This is a genomic window from Bacteroides faecium (assembly GCF_012113595.1).
GTDB classification, from domain to species: Bacteria; Bacteroidota; Bacteroidia; order Bacteroidales; family Bacteroidaceae; genus Bacteroides; species Bacteroides faecium.
Window position 1 is genome coordinate 1,878,836 of sequence record NZ_CP050831.1, and the last position, 17,942, is coordinate 1,896,777.

11 protein-coding genes and 1 tRNA gene are annotated in these 17,942 nt (G+C 38.4%); 1 reads left to right on the forward strand and 11 read right to left on the reverse strand.

Annotated elements, in window-relative coordinates:
* The first annotated feature begins 74 nt into the window (after window positions 1-74).
* Window positions 75-2,936 carry a helix-turn-helix and ligand-binding sensor domain-containing protein gene (locus BacF7301_RS06575; RefSeq protein WP_167961346.1) on the forward strand — a complete coding sequence of 954 codons (2,862 nt, stop codon included), beginning with the start codon at window positions 75-77 and terminating at the stop codon, window positions 2,934-2,936.
* Between the two features lie 135 nt (window positions 2,937-3,071).
* Here the strand turns inward: BacF7301_RS06575 and gyrB are convergent, their stop codons facing one another.
* The 11 genes from gyrB to BacF7301_RS06630 all read right to left on the reverse strand — a co-directional run bounded on the left by gyrB (window position 3,072) and on the right by BacF7301_RS06630 (window position 17,885).
* Window positions 3,072-5,030, reverse strand: a complete 1,959-nt coding sequence (gene gyrB, locus BacF7301_RS06580; RefSeq protein WP_167961348.1) for a DNA topoisomerase (ATP-hydrolyzing) subunit B — start codon at window positions 5,028-5,030, stop codon at window positions 3,072-3,074.
* 199 nt (window positions 5,031-5,229) lie between these two features.
* Complete coding sequence (gene rpsT / locus BacF7301_RS06585) at window positions 5,230-5,484, reverse strand: 30S ribosomal protein S20 (RefSeq protein WP_167961350.1); 255 nt, start codon at window positions 5,482-5,484, stop codon at window positions 5,230-5,232.
* 43 nt (window positions 5,485-5,527) lie between these two features.
* Window positions 5,528-5,599, reverse strand: a tRNA-Glu gene (locus tag BacF7301_RS06590).
* 264 nt (window positions 5,600-5,863) lie between these two features.
* Window positions 5,864-7,603, reverse strand: a complete 1,740-nt coding sequence (locus BacF7301_RS06595) for an ATP-binding protein (protein WP_167961352.1) — start codon at window positions 7,601-7,603, stop codon at window positions 5,864-5,866.
* Between the two features lie 25 nt (window positions 7,604-7,628).
* Entirely contained in the window at window positions 7,629-9,368 is a 1,740-nt protein-coding gene (locus tag BacF7301_RS06600; RefSeq protein WP_167961354.1) for an AAA family ATPase, read from the reverse strand.
* Between the two features lie 1,122 nt (window positions 9,369-10,490).
* Entirely contained in the window at window positions 10,491-11,720 is a 1,230-nt protein-coding gene (locus BacF7301_RS06605; protein ID WP_167961356.1) for a C10 family peptidase, read from the reverse strand.
* Window positions 11,721-11,842: 122 nt separating this feature from the next.
* On the reverse strand, window positions 11,843-12,589 hold the full coding sequence (locus BacF7301_RS06610; RefSeq protein ID WP_167961358.1) for a hypothetical protein: 747 nt from the start codon (window positions 12,587-12,589) through the stop codon (window positions 11,843-11,845).
* A gap of 7 nt (window positions 12,590-12,596) precedes the next feature.
* On the reverse strand, window positions 12,597-14,144 hold the full coding sequence (locus BacF7301_RS06615; protein ID WP_167961360.1) for a cysteine peptidase family C39 domain-containing protein: 1,548 nt from the start codon (window positions 14,142-14,144) through the stop codon (window positions 12,597-12,599).
* Window positions 14,145-14,151: 7 nt separating this feature from the next.
* On the reverse strand, window positions 14,152-15,600 hold the full coding sequence (locus tag BacF7301_RS06620; protein ID WP_167961362.1) for a C10 family peptidase: 1,449 nt from the start codon (window positions 15,598-15,600) through the stop codon (window positions 14,152-14,154).
* Between the two features lie 40 nt (window positions 15,601-15,640).
* On the reverse strand, window positions 15,641-16,027 hold the full coding sequence (locus BacF7301_RS06625; RefSeq protein ID WP_167961364.1) for a BT3441 family protein: 387 nt from the start codon (window positions 16,025-16,027) through the stop codon (window positions 15,641-15,643).
* Window positions 16,028-16,187: 160 nt separating this feature from the next.
* Window positions 16,188-17,885 (reverse strand): BT3442 family protein, encoded by a 1,698-nt coding sequence (locus tag BacF7301_RS06630; protein ID WP_167961366.1) that lies wholly within the window; start codon window positions 17,883-17,885, stop codon window positions 16,188-16,190.
* Window positions 17,886-17,942 lie beyond the last annotated feature (57 nt).

Consider the following 17,942-nt stretch of genomic DNA (forward strand, 5'->3'; position numbering starts at 1 on the left):
TACAAACCAACAATTTCATTATCTTTGCAATCGACCGGAGTCTAAAAATGATCTAGCCATTAAAGAGTAATATTATGAGAACGTTCTTATTGATTCTATTATTTTTATTTGTCCATAATTCTGTTTATTCTATTTATCCGATAGTGCGCAATTTCAGTAAGACGCATTATAAATCCGGTACGCAGAATTGGGATATTGTGCAGAATCCGGGTGGTTGTATTTACTTTGCTAATAATAATGGAGTGCTGGAATTTGACGGTAAGGATTGGGCAACCTATCCTATTGCCAATTATACCAATGTACGTTCTGTATTTTATGATAACGATTCCAAACGCCTGTATGCCGGAGCATTTAATGAGTTCGGATATTATCAGTTGGAAAATAATGGTGGAGTAGTCTATCAATCTCTGATACGGGCATTTGATTCTATAAAAGATATCTCCGAAATATGGAAAATCTATAAGATTGAACATTCATTCTACTTGCAGAGCAACCGCGATGTATATAAATATAATACGGATACGGTTCAAACCTATCATTTCAATCACAAAATAGACTGCTCGGCAGTCGTGCATAATTCTCTCCTGGTGTCGAACCGTGAAGAAGGACCGATGATTCTAACCGGCAATTCATTTATGTCTTTACCTTATACTGATGAATTGATAGGCAAAAAGGTATGTGCTATTTTACCTTATGAAAAGAACAAAATGTTGTTTGTCACTGATTTTCACGGAGTCTATCTGTATGACGGGAAACATCTGGAACCTTTGCCGTTGGATATCGACCCTTTTATAAAGCAGAGCCAGGTCTTTTGCGCAGCTACCGATGGCAAGTCGATAGCTTTCGGAACAGTGGCCAACGGGCTTTTCGTGAAAAATCTCTCCGACAATTCAACGTTGCATGTGAATACATTTTCCGGTATGCAGAATAATACCGTATTAAGTGTGGGATTCGACCGTTCAGGCAATCTTTGGTTAGGATTGGATAAAGGCATTGACTATGTTATTATTAATACGCCCGAATTCTCCCTGTTTGGTTCCGAGAATCTATACGGTTCCGGTTATGCTTCGCTGGTTTATAAGGACAAACTGTATCTGGGTACGAACCAGGGACTTTATTATATGGATTATCCTCTTAATAATCAGCAACAAACAGTCAAATCCGTGCAAGATATGAAGGGGCAGGTGTGGTATCTGGCGGAAATAGATAATACATTGTTCTGTGGACACGACAGGGGTGTTTTTATAATTACAGGCGACCGTGCGGAACGTATTCCGCAGGTAAATGGGACTTGGAAACTGGTACGGATGAAGAATCGTCCGGATTATATCCTGGGATGCTCTTATGATGGGCTTTTCTTTCTGCATAAGCATGGCGGGCGCTGGGAGTTTTCTCATTATCTGAAAGGCTTTAAAGAATCGAGCGGCATGTTTGCAGAAGACAATGACGGCACGATATGGATGACTCATTGGATGAAAGGACTTTTTCGTTTGACCTTGGACGCTCAAGCAGATTCCGTGTTGAATGTTGAGTATTTTGCTGAAGATAGAGGGTTCCCGACTAGCCGTAATAATCTGGTGAATCAGTTTAGAAACCGCATCGTATTTTCTTCTGATGCAGGATTTTATAAGTTCGACCTTACTCGTAATAAGGCAGTCTTGTTTGATAAATTGAATAAATATTTTGCAACTCTGCCTGCTGCCGCCCATTTATATGAATCTCCCTATGGCGATCTCTTCTTCATGTCCGGTACGTTGCAGGCGGTCGCTTTCCGGAATTCTGACCATACCTATACGCTGGATTCCATTTCATTGAATTTCTTGCAGGACAAACGTATATTCGGTTTTGAAAATATAAACTGTATTGACAGGAATCATCTTCTGTTCAGCACCGAGAATGGTTTCTCCTGGATTAATCTGGATAAGGTACGGACGAATGAAAAGAAACAGGGTAATAGCGTGTTTATCAAGAATATCTATCTCACCAATAACAATAAAGACTCTCTGATATACGGTTCCAGAGGTACTATCGAACAACCGTTCGTGATAAAACTTCCTTTTAAATATAATTCATTGCGCTTTGAATTTGTAGTTCCCGAATTTGAGAAGGAAGGTGCTGTGGAGTACAGTTATTTCCTTGAAGATTATGATAAGGAGTGGTCTTCTTATTCAATGACTAATATGAAAGAATATACTAAGTTGCCGCAAGGGAGCTATACCTTTCATGTACGTGCCAAGAATAAGTTTCGACCGGGAATGTCGGAAACTACCTGTCATTTTGAAGTGTTGCCCCCGTGGTATCTGAGTTCGGTGGCGTATTACGCATATTTTATCTTATTTTCTATGCTCGTCTGGCTGTTGGTACGCTTTGATAAAATGCGTTCCCGATTGAAAGAAGCAGAAGTGGAATTTCGTAAAGAAGAAGAAATGCGGGAGCAGCAACTGCGGTTCGAAGAAGACGCGCGCAAGCGTGAACAGGAAATCGTCATGCTGAAGAATCAAACATTGGAATATAACCTGCGGCACAAATCTCAGGATTTGGCTACTTCTACGATGAACCTCATTCGTAAAAATGAAATCCTGCTCAAGATAAAAGAAGACTTGGACAAACTTTATACATATGTGCCCGGTAGGGAAGACGAAGCAAAAATGACGAAGGTGTTGGGTAAAATACAAAAGGATATCCGGGAGAATATCGAGCATAATTTCGACATGGTTTATGAAGACTACCTGAAGCGGCTTGGCGAACGTTTTCCGCAATTGACGGTAGGAGATAAGCGGCTCTGTGCTTACCTGAAGATGGATTTATGTTCGAAAGATATTGCTCCGTTGCTGAACATGTCCGTTCGTAGTGTAGAGATGGCGCGCTATCGTCTGCGGAAGAAGATGGAACTGAGCCGTGATGTTAACCTGACGGATTTTCTTCAGCATTTTTAATGACGGTTCATGCTTGGGACTAATCACTGATACTGTGCAGGCAAAAGAAAAACGCCGACCGAAGGATTCTCCTTCGCCGTCGGCGTTTCCTCGTTGTAAGATGTGAGGTTGGTTTATAAAAACGTAATATAATAATTATGCATCGATATTTGCATACGTTGCATTCTCTTCAATAAATTCGCGGCGCGGCCCTACGTCTTCACCCATCAACATGGAGAATACATAATCGGCTTCTGCTGCGTTGTCGATATTTACCTGTTTCAGCATACGGTTTTCGGGGTCCATAGTCGTTTCCCACAATTGCTGGGCGTTCATTTCACCCAAACCTTTGTAGCGTTGGGTATGAATAGCGTTTTCCGAACCGCCACCATACGTGTCGATAAACTTCTGGCGTTGGGCATCTGTCCAGCAATACTCTTCAACTTTACCCTTCTTGCAGAGATAGAGCGGCGGAGTAGCAATGTACAGATAACCGTTCTGAATAATCTGCGGCATATAGCGGAAGAAGAACGTCATAATCAATGTGTCGATGTGAGAACCATCGACGTCGGCATCGGTCATGATGATAATCTTGTGATAGCGAAGTTTTGCAATGTTCGCTTCTTTGCTATCCTCTTCAGTTCCGATAGTGACGCCTAGAGCTGTATAGATATTGCGGATTTCATCGCTTTCCAAAGCCTTGTGATACATTGCCTTTTCTACGTTCAGAATCTTACCGCGCAACGGAAGGATAGCCTGAAACATACGGTTACGTCCCTGCTTGGCAGTACCACCTGCCGAGTCACCCTCGACGAGGAACAACTCGCACTTGGTTGCGTCCTTATCCGAACAGTCCGCCAGCTTACCCGGCAAACCGCCACCTGACATCGGAGACTTGCGTTGCACCATTTCACGGGCTTTTCTGGCAGCGTGACGTGCAGTAGCGGCCAGAATCACCTTGTCAACGATTATCTTCGCTTCTTTCGGATGTTCTTCCAGATAATATGCTAAGACTTCACCTACTGCCTGATCCACAGCACCCATCACTTCGTTGTTACCCAACTTAGTCTTAGTCTGTCCTTCAAACTGCGGTTCAGCTACTTTTACAGAAATAACGGCAGTCAGACCTTCGCGGAAGTCATCTCCTGAGATTTCCACTTTTACCTTTTCCAGCATCTTGCTGTCTTCGGCATATTTCTTCAGCGTACGAGTCAGTGCACGGCGGAAACCTGCCAGATGCGTACCACCTTCTATCGTGTTGATATTGTTAACGTACGAGTGAACGTTTTCAGAGAATCCTGTATTGTACATGATAGCCACTTCGATAGGAATTCCCTGTTTCTCTGTGCTCAAATAGATAACGTCATTAATCAAGTGTTCACGTGAAGACTCAATGAAACGTACGAATTCTCTCAAACCTTCTTCCGAGTAGAACTGTTCGCTCTTGAAGCTGCCGTCCTCATTTACTACCCGGCGGTCAGTCAGGGAGATAGCGAGACCTGCATTCAAATAAGCCAGCTCACGTAGGCGTGAAGCCAGAATCTTGTAATCATATACAGTTTCCGTGAAAATCGTGTTGTCCGGCCAGAACTGTTGACGGGTTCCCGTGATTTCGGCAGTACCGACCTCTTTTACAGAGTAAAGCGGTTTACCTATTTCGTACTCCTGCTGATAAATTTTGCCACCGCGGAATACTTGCGTTGTCATGTGAGTAGACAGTGCGTTCACACAAGACATACCTACACCGTGCAAACCGCCGGAAACTTTATACGATCCTTTGTCGAATTTACCGCCGGCATGCAGTACGGTCATGGCAACTTCCAGGGCCGACTTCTTTTCTTTTTCGTGGTAGTCAACCGGAATACCGCGTCCGTTGTCCTGTACTGTGATTGAATTGTCTTCGTTGATTGTCACTTCGATATGGTCGCAATAGCCGGCCAATGCTTCGTCGATAGAGTTGTCAACGATTTCGTATACCAAGTGGTGAAGTCCCTTTACGCTGATGTCACCGATGTACATCGCAGGGCGTTTTCTTACTGCTTCAAGACCTTCCAATACTTGGATACTATCCGCAGAATAAGACCCGTTATTGGGAGTGATTTGTTCTTCGCTCATAATTGCCTTTCTAACTTTAATAACAGAGCAAATATAGTGAAAATTGTCGACTTGGCGAAGAATAAATGGTGAAAAATGACGAATGAAAGTGGATTCTCTGCTTTCTTAACAGAACTGATATTCAGGTGTTTGTAAACAAGAAAGGCCGAACTTTTAAAGTTCAGCCTGATGCTATAGTAGAATTGTTAAATTCTTATTATTAAGCGAGCTTGTTGATATAAAGAGCCAACTTAGATTTCAGATTGCTAGCTTTATTCTTGTGAATCACATTTGTTTTAGCTAACTTATCCAACATCTTTGTAATGCCCGGATACATTGCAACTGCTTCTGCTTTGTCAGTAGTTGCGCGAAGCTTTCTAACAGCGTTTCTCATGGTCTTGCCATAATATCTGTTGTGAAGTCTTCTTGTCTCTTCTTGTCTGATTCTTTTCAGTGATGATTTATGATTTGCCATCTCGACTAATCTGTTTTTTTAGTTCTTTTATTCTTTTAACTTGTAGCCCGTGGGGGAGTCGAACCCCCCTTTCAAGAATGAAAATCTTGCGTCCTAACCGATAGACGAACGGGCCATCCTATTGTTGCATTTCTGCTTTTGCTTTCTCGAAGCTGTGTTTGTTTCTCGATTGCGGATGCAAAGGTAGGAACTTTTTTTAAACTGACAAATAATTAGCGAAAAAAAATAGAAGAAAAATTCACTTTTCTTCTATTGCTACCTTGTTATGTGTTGATATTCAATGAAATAAATACCTGCTTCATGAATGAAAAATTTTCTCTCTTCTATAAGAAAGCTGACGGACATGTTTTCACATATACCTTATTATATATAGAGAACATTATACTTCTTCTACTTTTACTAATTTCCAGCCTTTAAACACTAAAACGATACTCTTTAATTCTGTGGTTCCCTTATCTTGCAGAATCCATTCACTTGCTGCATACTGTTTCAGTTGTGTTTTGGCATCGACTGTCAATTTCTCTATCTCCATATCGGTGGCATCACGTTTGGCATACTTAACTTCGATGCAGTAACTGTACGCCATGTCGGGAAGTTGCAGCAAGCGGGGTTGCAGAAAAATATCCGCGTATCCTTTGTTGCTTTCGTATTCGGGGCGGGCGATATAGTAGCTGTTCAACCCCAGATAAGCGAGAATGAAAGCTTTCACGTGTGCTTCTCCTTCGATAAATTCCCGGATGCTGCTTTGATTGTCCAGCCGCTCGGCAATATGCTTGAAATAGGGTTCCCAATTACCCTCGTACGCCATATCATACATTAGGAAATTCAGCTTATCCACATTCAGGCTGAGGTCTGTCGCTTGTTGATAGATATCGATCATATATCCATAGAGTTGCTCGCGCACAGTCTGGTTGGGAATGGAAAGTATATTCATCGGTCCTCGTGTCCCATGAATGGTGAGCATGCCGTAATAATAGAGCAGGCTCTTGAAATTCTCAGCCTTGATGATATCTTCGGCCGGGAAACTGTCGGCAATGATTCCGGTAGTAGTTCCTTTTTCCACTATTTCCTGAACGACACTTGCATTCTCTCCAAAAGTCTTGTCAACATGGATAAGGTGGCGTAGCTTGTTGTAGTCGGTGCGAATGTTGGCATCAAGCATATTGGCAGGAATGCGTTTGTTCAGCAAATAACGATTCATGAAATAAAGCACCATATCCGAGTTGTACATGGATGGTTCGTCCAATGACTCTGTGGAGAAACAATAATTGTCGTACCACGGTTTCATCATTTCTATCAATTCGTCTGTAGTATGTGGCAACACTGTACAGCTTTTGTAGTAATCTATAAGAGTACGTACTTCGTATTCATTGAACCCTATCATGTTATTGAATGCGGAATTGCTGCTATAGTTATCTGCAATGTTGAATCCGCTGGTAAGATCGTCCATCGTTACAGGACTTACTCCGGTAAGGAAAATACGTTCAATCACAGAGTTTGAATAGTCTTTCACTACTTTGAGAAATCCCCGAAAGAAGCCGTTGCCGTGTGTGATGCTACGATAGCGTTCGTTACCATAATCTACCAGTATATTGTTGGCAAAGTTGTCATATTCATCAAGAATAAGGTATATTTTGTATCCCTTGTTTTGTGCGCTTTGGCACAATGAGCCCAATAAAGCGGCTCCCGTACTTAGCCCTCGTAGTTTCTCGACAGCTTCTTTTCCTAACAGATGAGCATATCTTTCCGCAAATCCATCCATTACTATTTTGCAATAGGTGTTGAATGTCTCTTCCAGTCGTTCCATATTGGCTGCCACGCTACTAAAATTGAGTGTCAAAACCAGATACTTATTACGGTAAGGCGTGGGATTCTTGCCAATAGATAGTCCGCCAAAGATTTCTTCGAACTTATCCTTTTTATTGATATCGTAGTATAGTCCGAGCATATTCAGGAAAAGACTCTTTCCGAAACGACGGGGACGGACAAAGAAGAAAAAACGACTTGTATTTTCTACTAAAGTAATATAGCGAGTTTTGTCTACATAGTAATAGTTATCACTGATAATAGACTCGAAGTTTGTCATTCCATAAGGTATTTTCTTTATTGCTGCATCCATAACCGCTTTATTTTTATTGAGAACATTATACTTCTTCTACTTTTACCAGTTTCCAGCCTTTAAACACTAAAACGATACTCTTCAATTCTGTGGTTCCCTTATCTTGCAGAATCCATTCACTTGCTGCATACTGTTTCAGTTGTGTTTTGGCATCGACTGTCAATTTCTCTATCTCCATATCGGCGGCATCACGTTTGGCATACTTAACTTCGATGCAGTAACTGTACGCCATGTCGGGAAGTTGTAGCAAGCGGGGTTGCAGAAAAATATCCGCGTATCCTTTGTTGCTTTCATATTCGGGGCGGGCGATATAATAGTGTGTCAGTCCCAGATATGATAAAATGAAGGTCTTTACATAAGCTTCCCCCTCTATAAAGTCTCGGATACAGCTCTGGCCGTTCAGGCGGTCGGCAATGTATCTGAAATAATTTTCCCATTCTCCTTTATATGCCATTCGTTTCATGAGATCTACCAATTTATCTATTTCAAGATAAAGGTCGGCAGTATCTTTATAGATGTCCGCCATATAACCGTAAAGTTGCTCACGTACTGCCCGGTTGGGAACGCTTAACACAGGCTCGCCCATTTCCATTCCACTGATGGTGAGCATTCCATAATAATAAAGCAGGCTCTTGAAGTTCCTAGGCTTGACAATGTCTTCCGCAGGGAAACTATCAGCAATAATTCCAGTGGTAGAGCCATTTTCTACTATCTCCTGAACGACACTTGCGTTTTCTCCAAAAATCTTGTCAACGTGGATAAGATGGCGTAACTTATTGTAGTCCGTACGGATATTTGCATCAAGCATATTGTCGGGAATATGCTTGTTCAGCAAATAGCGGTTCATGAAATAGAGCACCATATCCGAGTTGTACATAGACGGTTCATCCAGTGACTTTGTAGAGAAGCAGTAATTGTCGTACCATGGTTTCATGATTCCTATTAATTCGTCCGTGGTATGCGGTAATTCTGTTCTGCTTTTGTAGTAGTCTATTAGAGTGCGTACTTCGTATTCATTGAAACCTATCATGTTATTGAACACAGAGTTGCTACTGTAATTATCCGCTATGTTGAATCCACTGGTGAGGTCATCCATTGTTACGGGGCTGACACCGGTGAGGAAAATACGTTCGATTACAGAGTTTGAATAGTCTTTCACTACTTTCAGAAATCCTCGAAAAAAGCCGTTGTCATGAGTGATGTTATGGTAACGTTCGTTGTCGTAATCCACCAGAATGTTGTTAGCAAAGTTATCGTATTCGTCGAGGATGAGATACATTTTCAGCCTTTTGTTTTGAGCGGATAGGCATAAGAATCCCAATACCTCATCTGCAGTGTCATATTTTTCAAGTTCTTCCACTATGTCTTCGCCTAATAAGTGACTGTTATCTTTAGCAAAGGCACGCATGACCATCTTGCAATAGGCATTAAATTTCTGTTCCAGCTGTTCCAAGGTAGTGGCTACGCTGCTAAAATTGAGTTTTAGCACTAAATATTTATTCCGGTTGGGTGTAGGGTGCTTGCCTATATATAGCCCGCCAAAGATTTCTTCGAACTTATCTTGCTTGTTGATATCATAGTAAATACCGAGCATGTTCAGAAAAAGGCTTTTCCCGAAACGGCGGGGACGGACGAAGAAGAAAAAACGACTTGTGTCTTCTACTAAGGCAATATGACGTGTCTTGTCTACATAGTAATAGTTATCACTGATAATAGACTCGAAGTTCGTCATTCCATAAGGTATTTTCTTTATTGCTGCATCCATAACCGCTCTATATTTATAGTTGAGAACAAAAATAGTTTATTTTCTCCGATTCGGCAATTAATGAGATGTTTATTCTTGTTCTTTATTCTGTTGCCTTACAGTACGGAAATGAACTTATCTGTATTAAGATGAGTCTAATGTAATATTCATATTACTATAAAGTTTAAAAGTATGCAAGTATCTGCAACGCTGCAACAAAACGGGGGCAATGTATTATCTAATAGATAGTTATAGCGTTGCAGATACCTGTTGCAGATGGTTGCAGATATCCCTTATCTGCAACACGTATCGTGTAGTTACGGGCAGATATCCCCTTAAGGAAAAGCCGGAGGCATTACATTAATGTCAGTATCCGCATAGGGAAACTGGAGTATCTATACTCAGAAACTCCAATTTCCCTACGCGGATACTCTCGTTTCCCTACGCGGATACTGCAATTTCCAGCCTGGGAACGGGAGTTTCGATGTAGGGAACCATTGTTTCATATATATGATTGTACCGTTTGCAATAAAAGATTTATTGTTTTATACAGTGTGGCAGATAAAGGCTATCTGCCACCATCTGCAACAGGTATCTGCAACGCTGTAACTATCTATTAGATAATACATTGTCCCCGTTTTGTTGCAGCGTTGCAGATACTTGCACACTTTTAAACTTTGTAGTAGTGAGAGAATCACATCAATTAGCTCAAAACCGTATTGATTTGAGCCAATCCATCTGATACACTGATGACTCAAATATCCAATTATCCGAATCTAATCCTGTCGATGCTCACCAAGCGGGGGATATAGATTCATCACGTGGGCAAAAGTGGGTGGCACATGGGCTTAGGGTTGTTTACCTGTGGGCTTAAAGTCATCGGCAGGTGGCTGAACAGGACAGAGCCTCTATTCTGGTGAAGCAGAGGCTCTGTTTAAATGAAATGCAAGCTCCGTTGCGCTAAAACAGAACTTGCATTTCAAGTAGGTATAGTATAAAAAAAAAGGAACTTAAATTATACGCTTCCGCATTCAGGTTCGCTTTCAGGCAAAACCTTCGATGAAAAGGGGCTTTTAGGAAGGGCTGAAAGCTGAAAGCGTTTTTTTACTTTTACTATTTAGTAGTATTGCTTTATAGGTATCTCTAGCGATTTCTCATGTTAGCGATTATTCTAAGATATGTATCTCTATAGATATAACCACCGGGTTCAAAATCGACTCTTCCGTCATCATAAACCATATAGTAGCCATTGAATTCGTCCCCCCTGCCAAAGTTGCAATGGAAATATACCGTATTCTCATCATTAATTGCATAACCATCAATTAAAAAAGCAACTCTATTTAGATCACCGACAAAAACAGGATAGAAAGAAAGCAGTGATTTTTTCACTATATCCAGATTCCATTTTTGATCTCTATCACCGATTATTTTATATTGAGAAGAATTTAAAGCATCAGATACTTTATTTATTGGAGTTTCCATTGCAACAACAGCATCCACAATTGTAGACTGTGGCCATTGATCGTTGTAAGATTTGCCCCACACAGGATATGTCCCAATAGTATCATATATGTATTTGGATAATGTTGCGGCCATGTTATAATAAGGTCTTGTAACATCTTTCTCCATCGTTAATTCTTCCCAATTAATATAAGTACCATTTATTTCTAAGTAAGGTTGTAAGTATGCCATTGCTTGGGTAATAGCAACAACGGCTTCGCCTGTAAAATAATTATTGTGCCATGCGGCTCCCGGTCTACTACCCACCCCTACTGCATATTGTACCCAAGCTGTTGGCAATAATTGATTAAATGGACTGCTTTGCCCCCAATCTGTTTTGCAAAATGGAACAATCATAACACTGACTTCTCCTGATACAGAATCTACCGGACGAGAACGTGTTGCCGACGTGGTCGCGTAGTTCTGAATTTTATCAAGTAAAGCATTTTTTGCCATTTGTACCATTACATTTGGACCTGTGGCAACTTTATAAAGTGAATCATTGAATGAAGGCATATATGCTAATACTTCTGGAAATCTTTTATCACCAGAAACAATGATTTTACCATTTTCCAAACCATCATTCATTTCTATCTCATAAATTAAGGGGGAGTTCTCATCAGATAATGTTCTTGTTTGTCCCGAAGCATTAAGTCGATATTGGCTTTTTATACCCAAAGTTACTCCGTTCGCTCTTGTTTCAGGACTGGCTGTAACTGATTTTTGAAATGATTTGGCGATTGTGAGTGCCTCATTTTCTGACAAATCATAGAGGCTGCTTTTTATATTTGCTTCAGTTAACCTATCCATTTCTTCTGTGCAGGAAGATATCAATGCTGCCAAAATAATATATATAAAGATGTTTTTTCTCATAATACTTTTTATTTACTTAATTTTATGCTCACTATTTACCTTGTCTTTGTTTGAATAGTTGATTGCAAGTATGCAAGATGTTAATGGTAACAGTTTCATTTTATTTTTTTTATTGAAATCAATTAAAATGTAAGTCCTCTTAATTGAATTATTCCATTATCCTTCCAAACATGATTAACCTTTACTTCTGTGATACCGGCATCAGGATATCGTTGCTGATATTTTTCTGTTTTATCAGCTTCTATGATATATCCGTGTGACATTCCAGTAGCGAATTTGAAACCATATTTTTCTTTTTTGCCGTCATGCATTAAGGTTAAAGAAGTAAGGTTCCATTCGTATGATCCTTCATAAGATATTCCCGAAAAAGTTTCTATTGTGAACTTTTTCGTATTCTGATTGAACGTATAAATTGCGCTGATAAATGGTTTACTTTCTTCCCGTAACTCTTTCTCTATTTCCGGGGGGATTCTTAGGTCTGTTGCTTTTATTGTTATCCCTGGATACCCTGGATTGCCTTCTTTTAATGGAATCCCCCAATCTATAATTTCTGGACTACCGAAATATTTTACATATACGAATATTTCACATAATATTTTATCATTATCTAGAAGCCGTATCATAGTACTTCCACTTTTGTGTGTAATGATGCAGATACCCATTTTGTCAATAGTTGCAGTTGCAATTTCTTGATCATCAGACTGTAGTGTGCAATTGTAGCGCGTTAAGTCAGTTTCGATACTAATATGTGACGTTTCTCCTTCCCATATAGAAATCGATTTCTTTTCCGGTTCGTATGGTTCTTCCTTAGAACAGCCATAAAAGGATATGAATAATGATGCGATAAGTAAAAAAATAGCAAATCTCATATCTCTATTATTTTTTCGTTATATTATATAACATGGTCATTTCTTGGGTATAATATGCGATGTTACCATTGTCTGTATGAAATATGACATCACAATCTTGTAGATTATTACTTGTTCTGAAATAAGCCTTAGAACCTATTCCCCAGCCAATGTTTACTGACCAATAGTGGCAGTATACAGCACTTCGGGAGTCTTTGGTAATAACAACTCCATCAATTAGCCAAGCGTGTGCCCCAGCTTTTTCTATTATATTACCATCTTTGTCTACTTTATGTCCAGAGCCGCACAAGAGAACAGGCTTTCTTTCAAATAAAGATTGCTTGGCAAGACTACCATTGAATTTCTCCTTTTCATTTCCTGAAAAATTAGTCATGATTCTTAAATAATTTACCATATCAAGAGGTTTAGTTCCAGTTTGTGTAATTACGTCTTTCGTATATTCACTATCTGTGTCAATATCGTACAACTTTTTGTTTTCTCGAGTGGGGTATGAATCTGTGTCTACGTATATTTTGTATAATAAACCAGAAATCATATCTATCAAGTCTTGTGGTGAATCTTGTTCAGGTTTCCATGGGTTGCTAACAATATTATCAACTGAAGTTACGTAGTCCCAATCTACTCTTTGATTATCTTTTATATACATAGTAGGCTTTATTATACTAAATAATATTCCTATTGCGAGATTGGCACATCCTACCGATATATGTCCTTCATATTCGCTGTTTTTTCCATCAAAAATCATCATTACGGGCATACTGAAATTGTATGGATTGCTTTGTTTCCATTCTACTTTGGATAAGGGATTAACGAACGCTACCACTTCTGAACTAGGTCTTTCTACACCCCCGGCGGGATTCCCGGGATTATTATTTCTTGTAGATATTGCATCGGTTGTTGTAATTCGATCTTTAATGTCTTGATAAGATATTTCTCTTATAGATATATTTAGTTGTTGAGCTATTTTATAAAGGGTAGAATCTCTTTTTGTAGATTTTATGTTTTCTATTAGTTGGATATCTGAAAGAATATTTTTTTTAGATAATTCTAATAAATAGCGTGTTCCATTATCTATTTTAGTATCAGGGCAATAATTGTCTGTATAGAAAAGAACCTCAGGCATTCTTTCGTCACCGCATACGACAGCTAAGCTTTTACTACCATCATAGTTGGACAATTCAACATCAAATATAGGTACTGTGAGTTCTTCCGATATTGGTGAGCGAGTTGCAACTACACTTTTAATGATATTATTGCTTTCGGTGATATAATATTTCTTTTTGATTGATATTGGAGATATTTCTGAATTTCGTGTAGTAGCTATTTTTTTAGTTTCTATATTATTTCTAAAATCAGAAATAAGATTACCTATTTCCTCTTCAGATAGTTCATCAGGATTATCATATGCAATACTGACAAATTCTTCTGGTGTTAAAATTATCTTATCGTTTTTCGTTGCTCTATCATTAGTGCTGCTGACAATGTCAGTGTCTGTACATGATAAAATCAGAAATGAGGTGATAAGTATGTATAAAAAGTATTTATTCTTTAGCATATTGTTTTTATCTTACGGAAATATTATTTAAGTAATCCATTTTATAACACCATTGTTGAACGCCTTTGGCATCAAAATATGTATTAGCATTACTGTCTAATTGATAGTAGCCAGTGCATTCATCTGCCCACCCTAAATTAGCATGCCAATAAACATCGTTACTCTTTACTAATTGGCGGGTAGCTATAGATTTTTCAGTTATTAACATGCCAGAGATGATGAAGGCGTGATCGGAAGTTAACATCATAATTAGGCGCTTTGCACGTAATGCTGCCCATGCCATATCACCATTGAAAGAGGCTTTTGGCTTATAATTAAAGTACTTACTCATTGTTCTTAGCATATTTTCTTCCGTAACTTCGCTTGCAATGACAGCGCCATCCCAATCCTTTTTGGAAGTTGTATGGTTTTCACGATAAAGGTCAATTATTAGCTCTTCTGTATCACTACGTCCCCTTTCACTAGCTCCCGGATCATCGATCTTAGGAGTTTGAGCCATCAGATCCCAATTCGGAATAAACGTACCATGTCCATCAGGATTAGGAAATGAAATTTGTGGGATTCTACGACGATGGGTATATGTCATCATTTGAGCCATGGCAATGTTCACACATCCTGCGGGAACTGTTGTGAAATTTTTCCCTCCTTTTTCTGTCCTGACCCAATCAAGTAATTCATTAAAATAACCAAATTCTGCATTGTAAGGAAATCCTTGTCCCCAATTGGTTTTTACCAAAGGAGGATATATCGATGTTTCCTGTATTTGCATTTCTATATCTCCTATTTGTACAGCTGTTGCCCTCGTTATAGGTTTTGCATCAGTGATAACTATATTATCTTTAATTGCTTCATAAGAAATCTCATCCAAAGGCAATTTTAGTTCTTTACTTACTTTTTCAAGTGTCGGAAGTCGTAAAGAGTCCACGAGTTCTTTCATTTTTATTGTATTGTAGAGATAACTTGCTTTTGATGCATGCAATAATTCACTAGCACCTGTTTGCTTTAGCATTGTTTCGCTACTACATTGAGGAATAAAAGCAATGATGCCGGGAAAATTAGCATTTGCTGAAACCACAGCACGGCCTATAGAAGAGCCATTGCTAAATTCGATCTCGCAGATTTTGGACGTGATATCGTCATTGCTTATCGCTCTTGTAGCTTGTTCTTGTTCTTTGAACTCTCCTTCTTTATTAATGAAACTTTCTTTTACTATTTTAAAGGAAGCTACATTGCTTCTTGTCACATTTCCGCCTTGTAGTTCGGCAAAAGAGTTTACCATATTGAAAAGAGTCTTATCATCCAAATCTTTCGTTTCATCGTAAGAGATACTTAAAACTTCGTTTTGGTTAAGTTTGATTTTCTTTTGAGATATGACATCTTCTGTAATATCATTCGAGCAGGAGTTTAGGGCAGATAGTCCTGTAATCGTGCATAGTAGGTAAAAAAACTTTTTCATACTTTTAATTATTATATTGTTAAATGGTGCGTGTTACTTATTAATGGATTGAGTGTTCAATCTCGAATTCCCCTATGAGGGGCATGTTTCCTTCTATGTAAAAAAACTCATAATGACCAACTTTGTAGCCTTTCAAATCAATCTTATAAACTTCTGCTTCATTAGGAGTTACTATCACATCTTGGAACATGATGTTTCCTTGCTGATCTTTTACTTGGAAGATGACTTGCTTGTCTACATGTTCTAAAAAACGAACTTCGATGGAGTTTTCGTCGAGGATAGCTTCTATAGGAATAGAAACTGGTACTTCTCTATGCTGATGCCATATTTTGATAACTAACCGCTTAGTTCTATGCTCTGATAGAGTATTGGCTTCCATCGTCATAAATGAAATGCCAATTAATAATACAATACTTAGTCTTTTCATATCTTTAATTGTTTTCTGCAAAGTTATAGAGATATGAAGGGGTGCACAAGCAAAAGACGTTTTTCGGTGTGGACAAAAGACTGTTGATAATCAGTAGTTTATGCACTTTTGCGTGGACGGCTTCTTAAACTGTAGTTTATTTCCTTCTAAAATGAAGGTATTAGTGCATATTTTCAATCAAGTACTCATATAATGTAGCATTATCATTCAGCAATGCAATGTTCAGTTTTTCTCTAAGCCTAAGCCGTTTTTTTCTTACTGAATCGCTTGCAATATTTAGTAACTTCGCTTCTGTGTTAGTGTCAAATCCGCACATACATAAACAGCAATACAAAAAGTCTTGTTCTGGTAAATTGGGGCATAAACTATATATGTATTTTGATAAATTTGGATAGATATATGTTATTTCATCTGCAATGAGTTTCCATTGTTTATCTGTTATTAATGGCTTATCATTTCTTGGCTTATTTTGTTTGGCTAATCGTACCAACTCTTTAAATACCGGTGAATTTTCTAGAGATTTATGTTGTAATTCCTTATAATTGCTAGTTAAAAGTGATATTTCTTCCTCTATCTTATTATAGTTGTCATCTTTTTCTTTAAATGTGTCTAATAACTTTTTTCTCTCTTCCAATTCTAATGATACATAGAGAAAATCTGTTTTAATCCGGTTTAATTCATCGCGTTGTCTTTGGATTTTCTCTTTTACTTGTTTTCGATATAATAAGTACACTATCGTTATCAATAATAAGCATGAAATGCAGATAACTGAAAATATAATGTAGCTTTGTTGTTTAATCTTTAATCTATCGACTTCTTTGCTGATTTTTAAATGATTATATTTAGATTCTATGTTTAATATCTTAGATTGGTTGTCAGCGTATACGATAGAATCTACCATGTCAACATATTCTTCCAGGTAGGCAAGCGCTTCTTTATAGTTTCTCTCTGCATTATGGATTTGATAATATAAATAATTGATGCTACACGTATATTGGGGATCATCTTGTGGCATTTTAGATAATAGTTCTTTAGCTTTATCTATAGAATCAGTTGTGGTATATAAGTCAATCAGTGCTACATAATCAGGCATTTTTTCTTTTCCCGTCGATAATGCTTTAAGAAAGTACTTTTCGGCTTTATTATATTCTTCTCGCATTACATAAATATTTCCTAAAGCATTATTTATTGAAGCGGTAACTTCTATATCTTTAGTATTAGCTGCTACGGAATCAGCGATAGTCAGTATTTCTAAAGCACGTGATAATGAGTCTATGCATGCATATTCACGTCCTATGTTTTTTAATGCACAGGCATAACTATCTGTATTATTTTCTTTTTTGAAACATTCGGCAGCAGTCTCGTATTTTTTGATAGCTTCTGTGAACATGAATTTTTCTCTATACAAATCACCTATATGATTATATGTGTATCCGGTGAGATTATTGAGTTTATGTTTTTCTGCGATATCCAATGCATTGGTGTATATTGACATTGCTTTATCATAATCTCCTTCTGCAAAATAGGAGCGACCGAGATAAATTAAGATTTGCGCTTGTTCATCGGGAGTGCCGTGTGACGAATACCAGCCATAAGCCCTTTCAAACTGATAAGTAGGTAAAAGGTCATTGAATATTTTATCTGTTACTTTGCCGGATAGCATACACCAGCGTGCATACGTTCTGTTATCCAGTTCTTCGGGCGATGGTATACTTTTTAGGATATTCGATGCACTGTCAGGATTCACTTCAATGATTTTCTCAATTTCATCTAGCTGTTTGTCAGAGTCGGACGGTTGTCTATTGCATCCTAATAACAGGAAAATAAACATGAATAGTATGTAGATATGCTTCTTCATTAGTCTGTGTGTTTTAGTTTTGTTCTAAAAGTAGTCTATTTTTCGATTGGATGTCAT

What these genes read in the sequence shown, in the direction of transcription:
- BacF7301_RS06575 (WP_167961346.1), top strand. Translation starts at nt 75, where the DNA reads ATGAGAACGTTCTTATTGATTCTATTATTTTTATTTGTCCATAATTCT.
- gyrB (WP_167961348.1), bottom strand. Translation starts at nt 5,030, where the DNA reads ATGAGCGAAGAACAAATCACTCCCAATAACGGGTCTTATTCTGCGGAT.
- rpsT (WP_167961350.1), bottom strand. Translation starts at nt 5,484, where the DNA reads ATGGCAAATCATAAATCATCACTGAAAAGAATCAGACAAGAAGAGACA.
- BacF7301_RS06595 (WP_167961352.1), bottom strand. Translation starts at nt 7,603, where the DNA reads ATGGATGCAGCAATAAAGAAAATACCTTATGGAATGACAAACTTCGAG.
- BacF7301_RS06600 (WP_167961354.1), bottom strand. Translation starts at nt 9,368, where the DNA reads ATGGATGCAGCAATAAAGAAAATACCTTATGGAATGACGAACTTCGAG.
- BacF7301_RS06605 (WP_167961356.1), bottom strand. Translation starts at nt 11,720, where the DNA reads ATGAGAAAAAACATCTTTATATATATTATTTTGGCAGCATTGATATCT.
- BacF7301_RS06610 (WP_167961358.1), bottom strand. Translation starts at nt 12,589, where the DNA reads ATGAGATTTGCTATTTTTTTACTTATCGCATCATTATTCATATCCTTT.
- BacF7301_RS06615 (WP_167961360.1), bottom strand. Translation starts at nt 14,144, where the DNA reads ATGCTAAAGAATAAATACTTTTTATACATACTTATCACCTCATTTCTG.
- BacF7301_RS06620 (WP_167961362.1), bottom strand. Translation starts at nt 15,600, where the DNA reads ATGAAAAAGTTTTTTTACCTACTATGCACGATTACAGGACTATCTGCC.
- BacF7301_RS06625 (WP_167961364.1), bottom strand. Translation starts at nt 16,027, where the DNA reads ATGAAAAGACTAAGTATTGTATTATTAATTGGCATTTCATTTATGACG.
- BacF7301_RS06630 (WP_167961366.1), bottom strand. Translation starts at nt 17,885, where the DNA reads ATGAAGAAGCATATCTACATACTATTCATGTTTATTTTCCTGTTATTA.